The sequence below is a fragment of the Pectobacterium peruviense genome (assembly GCF_002847345.1).
Classification (GTDB): domain Bacteria; phylum Pseudomonadota; class Gammaproteobacteria; order Enterobacterales; family Enterobacteriaceae; genus Pectobacterium; species Pectobacterium peruviense.
In genome coordinates, this window is sequence record NZ_LXFV01000011.1 from 176,558 (window position 1) to 189,791 (window position 13,234).

Annotated in this window: 14 protein-coding genes; 6 read left to right on the forward strand and 8 right to left on the reverse strand. The window is 47.1% G+C overall.

Annotated elements, in window-relative coordinates:
* Positions 1–50 precede the first annotated feature (50 nt).
* The 3 genes from A0G03_RS10455 to A0G03_RS10465 form a co-directional block, all read right to left on the reverse strand.
* Complete coding sequence (locus tag A0G03_RS10455) at positions 51–869, reverse strand: hypothetical protein (RefSeq protein ID WP_048261414.1); 819 nt, start codon at positions 867–869, stop codon at positions 51–53.
* A 297-nt stretch (positions 870–1,166) separates the two neighbouring features.
* A complete protein-coding gene (locus tag A0G03_RS10460) occupies positions 1,167–1,934 on the reverse strand; it encodes a sulfite exporter TauE/SafE family protein (protein WP_048261417.1) in 768 nt (255 codons plus the stop codon).
* Positions 1,935–2,007: 73 nt separating this feature from the next.
* On the reverse strand, positions 2,008–2,394 hold the full coding sequence (locus A0G03_RS10465) for a VOC family protein (protein WP_048261419.1): 387 nt from the start codon (positions 2,392–2,394) through the stop codon (positions 2,008–2,010).
* A gap of 213 nt (positions 2,395–2,607) precedes the next feature.
* Between A0G03_RS10465 and A0G03_RS10470 the strand changes: the two genes are divergently transcribed.
* Positions 2,608–3,510 (forward strand): LysR family transcriptional regulator, encoded by a 903-nt coding sequence (locus tag A0G03_RS10470; RefSeq protein WP_048261421.1) that lies wholly within the window; start codon positions 2,608–2,610, stop codon positions 3,508–3,510.
* A 15-nt stretch (positions 3,511–3,525) separates the two neighbouring features.
* On the opposite strand, the gene A0G03_RS10475 is transcribed toward A0G03_RS10470, so the two are convergent.
* Positions 3,526–4,299 carry a DUF3750 domain-containing protein gene (locus A0G03_RS10475; RefSeq protein ID WP_048261423.1) on the reverse strand — a complete coding sequence of 258 codons (774 nt, stop codon included), beginning with the start codon at positions 4,297–4,299 and terminating at the stop codon, positions 3,526–3,528.
* 255 nt (positions 4,300–4,554) lie between these two features.
* Between A0G03_RS10475 and A0G03_RS10480 the strand changes: the two genes are divergently transcribed.
* The 4 genes from A0G03_RS10480 to A0G03_RS10495 all read left to right on the forward strand — a co-directional run bounded on the left by A0G03_RS10480 (position 4,555) and on the right by A0G03_RS10495 (position 9,035).
* On the forward strand, positions 4,555–4,953 hold the full coding sequence (locus A0G03_RS10480) for an ester cyclase (protein WP_048261425.1): 399 nt from the start codon (positions 4,555–4,557) through the stop codon (positions 4,951–4,953).
* 86 nt (positions 4,954–5,039) lie between these two features.
* Positions 5,040–5,477, forward strand: coding sequence for a GNAT family N-acetyltransferase (locus A0G03_RS10485; RefSeq protein WP_048261426.1), 438 nt, complete (start codon positions 5,040–5,042; stop codon positions 5,475–5,477).
* A 175-nt stretch (positions 5,478–5,652) separates the two neighbouring features.
* Positions 5,653–6,783 carry a linear amide C-N hydrolase gene (locus A0G03_RS10490; RefSeq protein WP_048261428.1) on the forward strand — a complete coding sequence of 377 codons (1,131 nt, stop codon included), beginning with the start codon at positions 5,653–5,655 and terminating at the stop codon, positions 6,781–6,783.
* Between the two features lie 200 nt (positions 6,784–6,983).
* Complete coding sequence (locus A0G03_RS10495) at positions 6,984–9,035, forward strand: discoidin domain-containing protein (protein WP_223250568.1); 2,052 nt, start codon at positions 6,984–6,986, stop codon at positions 9,033–9,035.
* A gap of 146 nt (positions 9,036–9,181) precedes the next feature.
* Here A0G03_RS10495 and A0G03_RS10500 read toward each other — a convergent pair whose 3' ends face one another.
* From A0G03_RS10500 to A0G03_RS10510, 3 genes are read right to left on the reverse strand one after another with little or no spacing between them, the layout of a single operon-like run.
* Entirely contained in the window at positions 9,182–9,490 is a 309-nt protein-coding gene (locus A0G03_RS10500) for a YciI family protein (RefSeq protein WP_048261430.1), read from the reverse strand.
* A gap of 39 nt (positions 9,491–9,529) precedes the next feature.
* Entirely contained in the window at positions 9,530–10,150 is a 621-nt protein-coding gene (locus A0G03_RS10505) for an FMN-dependent NADH-azoreductase (RefSeq protein ID WP_048261431.1), read from the reverse strand.
* Between the two features lie 34 nt (positions 10,151–10,184).
* Positions 10,185–10,958, reverse strand: coding sequence for an alpha/beta fold hydrolase (locus A0G03_RS10510; RefSeq protein ID WP_048261433.1), 774 nt, complete (start codon positions 10,956–10,958; stop codon positions 10,185–10,187).
* A 170-nt stretch (positions 10,959–11,128) separates the two neighbouring features.
* Here A0G03_RS10510 and A0G03_RS10515 point away from each other — a divergent pair, with 170 nt between their 5' ends.
* Positions 11,129–12,154 carry a GlxA family transcriptional regulator gene (locus A0G03_RS10515; protein WP_048261435.1) on the forward strand — a complete coding sequence of 342 codons (1,026 nt, stop codon included), beginning with the start codon at positions 11,129–11,131 and terminating at the stop codon, positions 12,152–12,154.
* 800 nt (positions 12,155–12,954) lie between these two features.
* Here A0G03_RS10515 and A0G03_RS10525 read toward each other — a convergent pair.
* Entirely contained in the window at positions 12,955–13,176 is a 222-nt protein-coding gene (locus A0G03_RS10525; RefSeq protein WP_048261437.1) for a hypothetical protein, read from the reverse strand.
* Positions 13,177–13,234: the final 58 nt, after the last annotated feature.

A 13,234-nucleotide genomic window follows, 5' to 3' on the forward strand; every position in this document is an offset into this window, starting at 1 on the left:
AGCAAACAGGAATAAACGGGATAACATTATCCCGTTTATTCCTTCATCTCTTAGCTAAACGTTTGTGTATTACCGGGGCACACAAGCTGCTTACTTTTAATATGGTAGACCTCAACGTCAGGACGCGTGAAAAAGGCAATTTCCCACGGATTCTTGGTAACGAATTCATGACGCACTTTTTCATAGAGCGGATTGTCGCGCGCGATAATAAACGCTTCCCCTTCAATAATGGTGTAGTTCCATTCAATTGCCCGCTCGAAGGTATAATGGCTGCGCTCATCCATCGCAAAAAAGCAGTGCGGATTACGTTTGAGCAGTTGAGATTTAAAGGTTTCGGGGAATGTAATCAGGAAGATATCGTTATCCACGGACGACAGAAATGCTAACACCGTGGTATGCGGCTGCTCGGCCGCCATGGTGATTAATACACCGACCTTGTTGGTGAAATCCTGCTTTTCCGTCGGTGGAAAATCTACCATCGGCGTCAGAGGCACCGACATCGACGGGCGATCGTCTTGTGGAAACTGATAGCCCGGCTCACGGATGTCCAGCACGGGCGTGAAACCGTGCAAAAGCTGGCATTCTCTCGGTTCGAGTACCACCCAATCGCCTTCGCTTGCTATCACGCGCCCTTTGTAAGAAGTGCGATAAACCTGAATATTGGCATCAAACTCATCAACCCCAGAGCGATTATCAAGGTGAATGGTTGCCAGGTCGCCAACGGCAAACTCATGTCCGTGCGGGAAAAAAACGCGCAGACTGTTATCTGCATTGGGGTAGACGCCGCAAATATGGATGACCATACCACCCTGCTTATAACCCGCCAGTACACCGAGAGTTTGCTTTCCTAGATAGCTAACGAGACTCATACATCACGCCTTATTCAGATTGGGCTTCAGAGAGGATGCCGACCCTGATTCGTTCGGGCCGTTCCAACAACGGTCAGGAATCTGAGAAAAACCATCAGTCTGTCCGTATGACTTCCTACCTATCAACGGAGAAAGTGCTGAAAACTTTAGGCTTAATACCTATCTATTTAAAGGGCTATAGCCCAGAAAGCGTAAACAGCGCGGCCATAACGGCAATCGACAGTACTCCAATCCACACTTTCCATTTTTTCATCTGTCTGGTTCTCATTTCGCTGCAAAAGCGCATTGCTTTAGCGGTTATTTCAGCACCAGCATAGCGATTCCCACACCGACCAGCATCAAACAAAACGCGCCGCGTAGATAAGCTACTGGCAGCTTATGCGCCACCGCAACGCCCCAAGACACGCTGACAATCCCCCCCAGCGCCAATGGTAAACCGATACTCCAATCAACGTTACCCGCCTGCGAATAGGATAACAGCGCCGCCAGTGCGCCCGGCACCACAAGAATCAGTGCCATACCCTGCGCCTGCGTTTGTGCAAAGGCAAACAGCGTAACCAGTACTGGCACCACTACCAAACCGCCGCCGACGGTAAAAATACCAGACATAAACCCACTCGCGACACCGAGCAGCGGCAGATATTTGGTCGACAAGACAATCTCTGACGTTTGGCTGCGCTTTTTGTTATACCACTGCCAGATATAGTACGCCGCCAGCACCAGCAGGAAAGTGGCAAAGGCGCGCTGAAGGTTGTGAACATCAATCGATGAAGCGATGTGAGCGGCAAGATAGGCCGATCCCGTCGCAAAAGCACACATAGTCAGCGCCACCCGCGTATCAATGCGGTTACGCTGGCGATAGCGCAGAAAACCAATCAGCACGTTTGGCGTTATCATCACCAATGCGGTTCCCTGTGCCATATGCTGATCCATCCCGAATAACACACCCAGAATCGGAATCGCGATAAGCCCACCGCCAATTCCCAGCATTCCTCCACAAAATCCCAGCCCGATCCCCAAAAGCAAACACAATAAAATATCGCTGAACATCATTAAGCTAAACATAAAAAATGCGTGACCTATATATCATAAGACTATCTGGAAAACCGCGTTTCAGGCCGGCAGGCAGACAATGGTTTTAGGGTAAATACTCAGCGATTTCGATCAGGTTAAGATCGGGATCGCGCAGGTAAATAGAACGAATTGGCTGCGTTGCGCCGGTTCGCAGCACTGGCCCTTCATGAATCGGCCAGCGACAACGAGTCAAATGATCAATCACCTGCTCCAGCGGTATCGAAGCAATAAAGCACAGATCAAGTGAGCCAGGAACAGGCAAATGCGCCTTGGGCTCATGCTCTGCCCCGCGCAGATGTACATTGATTTTTTGATGACCAAAATGAAAAGCTACGCGCCCGCTTGCAAATGTTTCCTCCCGCATTTGCAGTACATCGGTATAAAAATGCCGGGTCGCAGCAAGATCAACACAGGTCAATACCAGGTGATCGACATGATCGATAAGTGACACTTATAAGCTCCATCTTAAATGAGACTTCACACATCCTAGGAGTAACGTGGTCTTTTGATAATCACTGAATCGTCAATGACCCTTTCCTGTCAGGAAAACCTCCAACTGTGTTAGCCTACAGCGTGACATAAGACATGTGACGACATGCTGCGCGGAATCAAACTGCCAGCTATTGTGCTGCTTTCCAGCCCGACTGAGGACTCTCAATAAACCATGATTAATCCTGCGCATTTTGACCTTCAGTCGCTCCGCATATTTTTGCAAGTTGCCCAGACGGGCAGCCTGACCAAAGCCGCAGAAAAGTTTCACATCACGCTTTCGGCCTTGAGCAAGCGTATCGCCGAGCTGGAGCGTACCGTGGACTGTGCGCTGTTTATCCGAATGCCGCGTGGCCTGACGTTAACGCCAGCAGGTAAGGAATTGGTCAATCTCGCGGGCAATGTGTTGAGCAACGTGGAGCGAATGGCGAGCGAAATGAATGACTACGCCGTTGGCGTGCGCGGTCACGTACATATGTGGGCAAATACTTCAGCGATTATTCAGTTTCTTCCGCAGGATCTGGCGTCATTTCTTCCGACACGGCCGCTCGTTCGTATTAACCTAGAGGAAAAGCTCAGCAAAACCGTGGTGACGGCACTCGCGATGGGTGAGGCCGATATCGGCATTTTCGTGGACAATGTCGGCTCGCAAGGAGTCGAGAAAATTCCTTACCGTAAGGACAAGCTTGTCGTACTCGTTCCGCCCCAACACCCGCTTTCCGCACTGTCAGACGTGAGCTTTAACGACACATTGGGCTACGATTACGTCGGCCTCAATAGCGGTAGCTCTTTGCTGAAACAGCTGAAAGACGCCTCGGATGAACTGGGAAGAGTGCTGCGCCTGCGCGTGCAGGTCAGCAGCTTTGACGGTATTTGTCGCATGATCGAAGCGGGACTGGGCATCAGCGTCTTGCCGGAGGGCGCGATTCGCCCGGAAGTGCTTGGCACCGGGTTACGTGCCATCAATCTTACCAACGAGTGGGCTTCACGCCAGCTCTGGCTGGGCGTGAAATCCGGCGCAATTCTGCAACCCGAAGTGATCAATCTGCTGACGCATTTGCGCCAATGTGGGGAGTAAGGAGGAAATCTACTTTCAGCCTTCGTCGCGACCCGTTTTTTCATATCCGAGGCGGCCAATAAAGGGTAAACGCAGCGCGGGCGGATTGATATCTACGCCCATGTTCAGCCCCAGAATATTGGCTTCTATGCCCTCTTCGACCCCCATCGTGATACCCAGTACGCCCAACAGTGAAATCTGCACGCCACTCCCTGATGGCGACAACCCAACGGGGCGCGTTATCGGGCGGTAATCTTTACCAATCGCATTGGCTGGCATATCCAGCTTGAGCGCGGGCACTTCGCGGCCAATATGTGCCAGAAACGTATTGCTATTCGGCCCCGGCCAGGCGTGATAGGTATTCGGCCACGGATAGCTTTTAATGGCGGCCTCAATCTGCGGGATCATCGCCTCCGCCTTGTCACCACGGTGTTCTACCAACAGCTTAGGCATCGCCCCGTACCAGTAAGCATCCGCCACCGAACGATTCAGACGGACGACGTTATCACTTCCCCAGCTTACAACCTCGTAGCGACGATATTGGGTTTCCCCTGCTTTCTTGAAAATGATCCACGGATGCACCGCCACCAGCCCGCGCCAGCCGTAAGTCGGTGCCGCATAAACCTGCACAATAGCGGTCTGGCGGAACTGCACAGGGTTCGGCGCTAGCCCTGAAGAATCACGTTTGGCAGACCACCAGGTTTGTCCACTAAACGTCTCGCCGTTACGCGTCGACTGCGCCCAGCTTTGCCAAAAAGACAGCAACAGAACACAAATAAACCCAATCCCCAAGAATTTGAGGTACGTCATAGGCCAACTAGCTCACTGAAAAGAGATGGAACGGAATCGATGCGCATGCGGGCGAGCGCCCACAGTGGAAATCGGTCAAAAAATCATTTCGCTAGTTTACTGCCAGTTGGCGGTAAGGTTAAGACATTCGGCGAAACCTTGACCTACTTTTACGTTATGCAGAGGCTAGCAGGTGAAAATCTTCCTTTTATCCAGTCTTGATGTCACATTCTATATACGACACACGCTACGTTAAACATGCTAAGGAACAACGAGATGAACGATAATGCGTCTCTGGCAGCCGCTTTCTATCAGGCCTTCAATACCAATGACCGTGAAGCTTTCGACCGCCTGCTAGCAACCGACTGGATCAATCATCCTGCCGATCCGGGCCAGCCTAATACACCTGCAGGGTTCAAACGCGCGGTGTCACATACTCATGCGGCTTTCGAAGGCTTTCATATCGATATCGAGGCTGTGGTTGCCGAGAACGATTTGGTAGTTTGCCGGATTGCCATGAGTGGCCGTCATATCGGTGATTTCGACCGCTGGAAAGCCTCCGGTCAGCAGGTACGTTTTTCTGGTATGGATATGCACCGTATTAAGGGAGGACGTATCAGTGAAACCTGGCACTTTGAAAATTTCGATGGATTAAAAGCGGAGGAAACCGCCTGACTAGCTGAGTCTGCTATCAGCGGTTACCCGAGTGAGATAACATTTACTCAGAGCGAGTAATCCAACAAAAACAAGTGAATGTAAAAATGATTTGCACAGAAAATTACAGAAAAAACGAAAAAGAAGCCGGTAAAGCGTTGGATGCGTACACGGAAAATAAGCTAGGAGATAGGTTCTGTTTCAAAGAGAAGAAGCTAAGCCTCATTTATAAAGAAGGCGACCACGTTGTTGGCCGAATCGTCGGATCCATATTTTTCAACTATCTCCAAATAGAGATGATCGTCGTGGATGATCGTTGCCACGGAAAAGGTATCGGAGGAGAGTTGCTGGCTGCCGCAGAAAAAATGGCTTCAGAGGAAGGCTGTGTCTTCGTCTATTTAGAGTCAATGAGCTTCAATGCTCCCGGTTTCTATGAGAAGAAAGGGTATAAAATTATTGAAAAAGTTGAAAACTCCCCCTTACCAGGGGAATCACATTACTTTTTTATCAAGTATCTAAAAAAATCATCACAGAAAGTAGCATAAGAAAATGTAAAACCATTACCATGAAAATAATATATTTACGAAACATAATTATTAAACAATCAACAAACACGTTTCAGTTTATTTTAATTTCCCCATGTCATTAAAAAACCACCAACTATAATAAATCTGCAAATTCAATTAACAACACACCCCTGGTAGAAAACGGAGAAATTAAATGATAAAAAATAATAAGCGTATTAAGCCTATGATATGTGCATTATCATTGGTCGCATTAACACTAGGCTCAGCGGTTTCGCTCGCCTGTACGCGGTTCGTTTATAAAGATCTCAATAACCCTGATTACCCTATTACCGCCCGTTCAATGGACTGGGCCGACGATACCGAGACCAATCTCTGGATTTTCCCACGAGAATTAAAGCGTTCTGGTGCCGCAGGCGCGCATTCTCTGGAGTGGACATCAAAATACGGCAGTGTCATTGCCTCTGCTTTCGACAGTAATCCAAATATGGCCTCCACAACCGATGGCGTGAATGAAAAAGGGTTGGCAGCTAATGTGCTCTGGCTGGCGGAGTCTAAATACCCAGATACAGCACCGACAGCAGACAAACCGGGCTTGAGCATCGCAGCGTGGGCACAATACGTGTTGGATAATTTTGCTACCGTCGATGAAGCCGTGAAGTCGCTGCAAGATGAAAAATTTACACTGGTCACAAAAGACTTACCGAATCAGGATAAAAAAGCGACGCTTCACCTTTCCTTATCCGATTCCTCTGGTGACAGTGCCATTATTGAGTATATCGACGGCAAGCAGGTCATTAACCATAATAAGGACTATCAGGTGATGACCAATTCTCCGACGTTCGATAAGCAGTTGACGCTGAATACCTATTGGGATCAGATAGGTGGCAATGTGATGCTGCCGGGAACGAACCGCGCTGCCGATCGCTTTGTCCGCGCCTCATTCTATGTGAAAAATGTTGCCCCCAATAAACTCATTCCAGGGGTAGCAGAGAAAAGTAAAATAGAAAAAGATAAAGCGGACTTAGCCGCCGCATTCAGTATCATACGCAATGCATCCGTTCCCTATGGTTATTCCTTACCAGACATGAAGAATATTTCCTCAACGCGCTGGCGCACCGTTATAGATCATAAATCGCTACAATACTTTTTTGAATCTGCCGTATCGCCTAATATCTTTTGGGTTGATTTGAAAAAAATCAACTTTGCGCCGCGCGGAGGTAACGCCGCCAAACTAGATTTGGGGCCTGACCAAAGCACCATTTATTCAGAGGAGGCTTCCGGGCACTTTAAACCCGCTACGCCATTTAAATTCGCTGGACTATAAATCGGGAAGTTATTTTTCGATACGCTGTTTATTCCACGATGATATTAAAGCGCCATGATCCCATGGCGCTTTCTTGTTATACCACCAAAAAACCACATCTCAGCCATTGTAATAAACTATTTAGTAAACCGCTTTAAAATACCCCATACATTAAATAAAGGATAATTATCACGAAATTAACCAACGGGGTAATAAAATCCATGAAAAACTTCAATATCGAAATTAACGTGTGTGACAGTACCGGAAAATCAACCTGCACCGTTCATCCACCAGTTAACGTTGATCACCACACTTGTTGCAATACAAACAGCCAGTGTGAACAGAATCCAAACACCTCTGGCGTTTCCTCCGTATTCGGGCGTACGGGCGTCGTAACAGCACAGCCGGGCGATTACACAGCGAACGAGATTACAGAAACGGCGACAAGAAAATTCGTCACACCAGATGAAAAATCCGTATGGAATGCAAAACAGTCAGAATTAATTTCTGGGACTAACATTCGAACGCTGTTTGGACAATCGTTGCTAGGCAGCGGGGATTTTTCCCCCACTCCCGCCCAAATGGGTGCAGCAGCGGCAGTGCATACCCATACAACATCAGATATCACAGACTATACGCAAAAAACCAAGCAGCTTATTGCCGATTCACTTGAAGCAGGAAATGGCGTCACGTTAAGTCGCAACGCCTCTAATGGCAAAACGGTAATTAGCGCAACGGTCAGCAACGGTTCTGGTAATGGGAGCGGAGGGTATACCGTTGTTGATAAAGCGGGTGCAACAGCAGGTGAAAACCATTTATTCAGCATTAGCCCTCAGACATCCTATGCGTATGACGCCTATGCACTGAAAGAAGAAACTGGCGCAAGCAATCAAACCTATCTGGTAGATAACTTTGATAGCGCTAGCCAGCCTAACTATAACAGTACAAGCGCAGTAAATTTTAACGGTACTGTGACTCCCTTTATCGGTGATACGTACGAGTTACAACAAGATGGCAGTTTCTACAGCGCTGAAATAAAAGCTGATGGGGAATTTCTTTCTCTCATTCCTGAGACTAGTACATCGATTATTCCGGCCATGACATCGGATAGCGCGCCTGTCGGTTATGTCGCAAGCGCCTCCAATTTTGCGATCTCCACCGCAGCCTTTCACCCTTATGTTGCCTTTGATGGAAAAGACAATGTCGGAGAATGGCCGGATTGCTGGAGTACCGATAATCAATGGCTCCCATCCGTGGCTAATCCACACTGGTTACGGATCGATCTCCCAGAAGGAAAATCGGTTTTCAGCTATCAGATGGTTAACCGCTCAAGAAATGAGTTAGGCAATCCTAAATCCTGGAAATTTCAGGGAAGCAATGATAACGGCGTAACATGGGATACCCTGCACGAGATCGCTGACAGCGCAGATAATAATCCTGGAAGTAAAAGAGATTATAAGCTTGGCAAAGTCGTCACATATAAGAGCTATCGGTTACTGATCACGGCCAAAAACGGAAGCCAGCCATTTACTACACTGGCCGAACTAAGTTTATTCTCACCCATTAGTCGGTTCGTAATTCAGTCAAACAATACATACTATGGGGTAACCAACGGGGTATTATCAGAAATCCTAGGTGAATTAACCAAAGAAAAAATTGATCAATATGGTGTTTTCAGTCTGGATAAATTAGATACTGCCGGGACAGTGCTAACCGCACCGGTCAAAATCGTTTCAAATGAAAAAATGAAGGTAAAAACAACGTATATTCCCTTCCCACAGATCGTGTTACCGAAAGAGCTGATGTATGCCAGCGCATGGGCGAAAATTAATTCAGCAACATTAACAGCGGCACAAACTAACGCAGGCAAAGTTCGTGTTGCGGTCTCGCGCGATCTGAACGATTGGTTCGCATGGAATGGCACAGCATGGTTATCTATTGGCGCGTTGTCTGCCGATACGACGAGTGCAACCGCATTGATTCAAGATGGCATGACGCCAGCCGCTTTAAATGCAGTAACAGCGACACAATGGGGACAGCTTTTTGCTTCAAAAAACAATGTACCAGATCGTCTCGCATTTGCCTTTGCGCTGGATGTCACCGATCCAGCAGTGGATGTTTCATCCATCGATAAATTGGCACTCAATGTCGATAATGCTTCATCCTGGAAATTGCAAACGTCAGCGGAAGTCGAAATTCGCTGGAACAGGGATAATGTCACATTCCGTACAGTGGCTGCGGGAAATTACAAGCTCGCTTATCAACACCCCTAATCATTAAGCCATATTTTTAAGCCGCTATTTTCAGCGGCTTTTTTATTGAGTTTACCCTAAAAATAATGTAAGGCGGCACACTACCGCTATTACATTTACATGCAGGAGTATAACTGGGAAATCACGATTAAAATTCTAACACTACGTTATAACGCCTTCGCATTCCCTGCCCATTCGGCATAGAAATGGCTCGAACAGATCCCTGGCTCAATTGCTTTTATTTCTGTTTTGACTAATCCCAAATTGACAAACGGATCGTCGTCCAGAATATCTTCCATATCAGAAATCTCTAACCCGTAGGCTAAAATAAACCCACCGGTGCCATCGTCCAACGGGCCGGCAAAAATAACATTTCCCTTTTTAATATTATCAGCTAGCCATTTTTTGTGTGCGTCAATACTCTTTTCAAGTTCATCTTTCGGGCTGGTGTAATACAGTGTAATGGCATAGAGCATGATTGCCACCTCAATAATTATTGATCGGCCATATATTTTTTAAGCTATGGATGTAATCACAGAATGGATAGAGGACTTCGCATTTTGGATTTCACGATTCTTGATTTCATCCCCTTTTGAAGCGCCTTCCACACGGACAAAATGAATATCGGTAATACCAAGAAACCGGAAAAAGCCCTGAAGATAGCGTTCCTGGAAATCCATATCTAAAAAAGGCGGTGTGGTATAAAAACCACCGCGGGACGAAATCACAATGACCGTTCTTCCACCCGATAAACCTACTGGGCCTTTCTCTGTATATTTAAAGGTCTTCCCCGCCTGTGCAAGACGATCCAGCCACGATTTCAATTGGCTCGATACGGAAAAATTATACATCGGCGCACCAATAACAATTACGTCATGCGCCAGAAATTCCGCGACCAACGTTTCAGATAATTGGTGTTCCCGCAGCGTTGCCTCGTCCACTGAAGCCGATGGGATCGTACGAAATCCCGCAGCAATCGGCCCGGTTAAGTGGCGTATTTCATCCTTAACCACATCACGATAAGAGACGACAGCGTTCGGATGCTGCTGAACTAATTGATCGACAACGTCAGCTGAAATCTGTCGGGAAACGGAACCATTCTCAAGAATACTGGAGTCTATATGTAAAATGTTCACAATAACTTCTCCTACATTGAGTTTCAGAGCTCACTCATTTAACTGCTTTAGCCGCGCTATCAATAAAATCCGCGACGACTTCCGGGTGTGACACCAGAGACATATGGCTGGACGAAATAGACTGTGTCTTTGCTCCGATATGACTCGCGATTGCTTTCTGAATTGATGGGTTTAATGCCTTGTCATTCTCCGTTAGCAAATACCAGGTTGGTTTATTTTTCCATGCCGCCTGCTGAATACGATCGCCAAACGCTTTTGCGGCAATCGGCTGTTGCACCGCTACCAACGCCTGTACTTTGTCTAGCGGTACATCGCCAGCCATAACCGCACGATACTGCTCAGGATTATCTAGCCAAATTAACCCGTTGGCATCGGGCACCATGCCTTCCATCGGCGCTTTCAGGCGCTGCAATAAATCAGAGGCGGACTCTCCGCTGTCTGGCACTAGGGCAGATAAGTAGACGATGCCGCGAACGTTGGGAGAATTACCAGCCTCAGTCACAACAGCTCCCGCCCATGAATGTCCTACCAGCAGCACATCGCCCTGCAGCCTTTGCAACACACGCTTCGTTGCTTCAACATCATCCGCTAAAGAAGTCAGCGGGTTTTGCACCGCAGTAACGTGGTATCCCATCCCTTGTAGTCGGGCCGTGACGGCAGACCAACTGGAACCATCGGCAAAAGCGCCGTGGACCAAGACGATATTGTTAATTTTTGCCGCCTCCGCAACATTGTGAACGCTGGCAGACAGCACCAGACCTAACGCGATAGCCAGATGGCCAAGCCATTTAATTCGGTAATGCGTCATACGCACTCCTCAGAAAGGTTGATACGACTGCCAATTTCCCCGATGAGTGTTGTCACTCTTTGGGTAACTAATGGTTGAATTTTAATCGTGGTTGATATTTGTGGTAAGATGGCAAACTTGACATAGTTCATGCAAAATCCGCCAAATATTGTCTGACTGGAAAATTCACTATGCACATCTCTATTCTGGCGCTGCCGGGCAGCATGCAGTCGGCGATATCCGGGCTTTCCGATATATTCTGGATGGTCAATCAGGCACTGATTACACAACCTGACAACGCGCTTCCCTCTTCTGCACCGTCGTTTAAAACATCCATTATTAGTGTGGACGGCAAGTCAGTTCGTGATGCTCAGGGCAGGCTAATTCACGTAGACAGTTCATTCGACACAGTTGGTAGATCGGATGTCGTATTGGCGACCGGAATGATGCTCGGGCCTGACAAATTACCGCTGTCGACGTCATCCGTCAGTGAATCCGCAATTTGGCTCAAGGAGCAATATCGGCAAGGTTCTCTGATAGGCGGTGCCTGTGCGGGTGGTTTTATTCTGGCTGAAGCTGGGCTGTTGGATGGTCGGTTTTGCACCACGACATGGTGGCTCTACCACACTTTTAAACAGAAATACCCGAAGGCAAAACCGGTGTGGGGCAAAGCGCTAGAAGAGCAAGATGGCATTATTACCACCGGCGGACCATTATCCTGGGTGGAGCTTGCCCTGCATATTATTCGCCGCAGCGCAGGCCCTAAGATTGCCAAACTAGCGGCGGATATTGCAGTGGCGGATAGTCAGCCCCTCTCGCAACGTATTTATGCCCCGCAGGGGTTTATTAATACCGTACATCCCCTACTGCTGCGTGCTGAACAGCTTATCCGCTACGAGAACCCAGCGATCACCGCAGAAGAATTAGCCAGCGCCCTGAATTTTAGTGACCGAACGCTTCACCGAAAGCTCAAAGGACTCACCGCTGAAAGCCCGAAAAACTTTATCACCCGCGTCAGAATCGAAATGGCCTGTCTGCTGCTTGAAAACCCGATGACCAATATCAAGCAAGTTGCCGCTGAATGTGGTTACAGTGAAGACACTGCTTTCAGACGTGCCTTCTCCCAGCAGATGGAGATGACGCCGACCCAGTTCAGAAAATGGGCGCTGTTGAGAAATAATAAACCGAACGCGTTAGATAATGAGGATAGTGATTAAGGCTGTGGCTCTGGAAGACACGAACTACCGTCTTGATTTACGCCATCGCAACACATTGCTATTCACCGTTCGAACAAGCGTATAAAAATGACGTTCGTGGTGCTGGCAACTATTTATCCCAGATGTATTACAATGGGCAGTATGTTGAAGCTGAAGGCCATCAAGCCAAAATATTACTAGGAACCAGCTAGAACATCAGATGATAATTATTTTCGCCAGTGTGAAAAAGATAAGCGTGAGAGAACAGCAACACGCAGCGAATTACCGTTCTTAACGTTAAAACATGAATAAAACTTTCTCGGAAGAAAGGACGTGCCGTATAAATGTGAGGTCCATTTCGTTATCTATACTAATAAATTAGGTGAAGTCGCTAATAACCTGACAGTACTCTCTATTTCGCTCAGCGATTTTTGTAATGAACAAGAGATTGAATCACTCACTCTTTTTATTGAAAAAAGAATGGGTAGTCCAAAAACAATCTCATAGCAGCACTCGTTGCATAATTCTGCTGTATGACAGAATCCTATAAACAAATTGCCAGTAGACTATGGCGTCTTCTCGTTTATGTTCCCTACTTCCTGCCGTCACTTCACACCTGAGTAGCGCGACGGCCACTATCACCTCTGCGCAATTTTTACGCCGAGAGGGGAAATATATTCAGGTATATTAGCCCCCTCAATCTAACTCAACGAATAATCCCCAACCTCACAGGTAGCATTGAAATTATAAATAGACAAATAAAAATTGGTGACCGCGGGCGCAATCACCAATATGTCAAATAAAAATAATTATCATGCAAATCATCTATCGTATTTGAACTTTACAAATTTATTAATGTAAGCATTTAGGCCGTCACCATTTCTTGCTAAAACCTTCATTTTCTCTACATGGATATGACCTGCCACACCATAGCTGTATGTATAAGATTTCGCAGTATTATCAAACCATACTGTTATGCAATCACTACCTATTTCATACCCTCTAACACCAGAGTCATTATTAATGTCTTTATAAACTTCCATTTTATTACCCCTATATGAATACGCTTATACGCATCGTCATAATTAAGAGATAAACAAA

Bases quoted from the DNA above. Each gene is read 5' to 3' on its own strand.
- A0G03_RS10455 (WP_048261414.1), bottom strand. From the start codon at position 869: ATGAGTCTCGTTAGCTATCTAGGAAAGCAAACTCTCGGTGTACTGGCG.
- A0G03_RS10460 (WP_048261417.1), bottom strand. From the start codon at position 1,934: ATGTTTAGCTTAATGATGTTCAGCGATATTTTATTGTGTTTGCTTTTG.
- A0G03_RS10470 (WP_048261421.1), top strand. From the start codon at position 2,608: ATGATTAATCCTGCGCATTTTGACCTTCAGTCGCTCCGCATATTTTTG.
- A0G03_RS10475 (WP_048261423.1), bottom strand. From the start codon at position 4,299: ATGACGTACCTCAAATTCTTGGGGATTGGGTTTATTTGTGTTCTGTTG.
- A0G03_RS10480 (WP_048261425.1), top strand. From the start codon at position 4,555: ATGAACGATAATGCGTCTCTGGCAGCCGCTTTCTATCAGGCCTTCAAT.
- A0G03_RS10485 (WP_048261426.1), top strand. From the start codon at position 5,040: ATGATTTGCACAGAAAATTACAGAAAAAACGAAAAAGAAGCCGGTAAA.
- A0G03_RS10490 (WP_048261428.1), top strand. From the start codon at position 5,653: ATGATAAAAAATAATAAGCGTATTAAGCCTATGATATGTGCATTATCA.
- A0G03_RS10495 (WP_223250568.1), top strand. From the start codon at position 6,984: ATGAAAAACTTCAATATCGAAATTAACGTGTGTGACAGTACCGGAAAA.
- A0G03_RS10500 (WP_048261430.1), bottom strand. From the start codon at position 9,490: ATGCTCTATGCCATTACACTGTATTACACCAGCCCGAAAGATGAACTT.
- A0G03_RS10510 (WP_048261433.1), bottom strand. From the start codon at position 10,958: ATGACGCATTACCGAATTAAATGGCTTGGCCATCTGGCTATCGCGTTA.
- A0G03_RS10515 (WP_048261435.1), top strand. From the start codon at position 11,129: ATGCACATCTCTATTCTGGCGCTGCCGGGCAGCATGCAGTCGGCGATA.
- A0G03_RS10525 (WP_048261437.1), bottom strand. From the start codon at position 13,176: ATGGAAGTTTATAAAGACATTAATAATGACTCTGGTGTTAGAGGGTAT.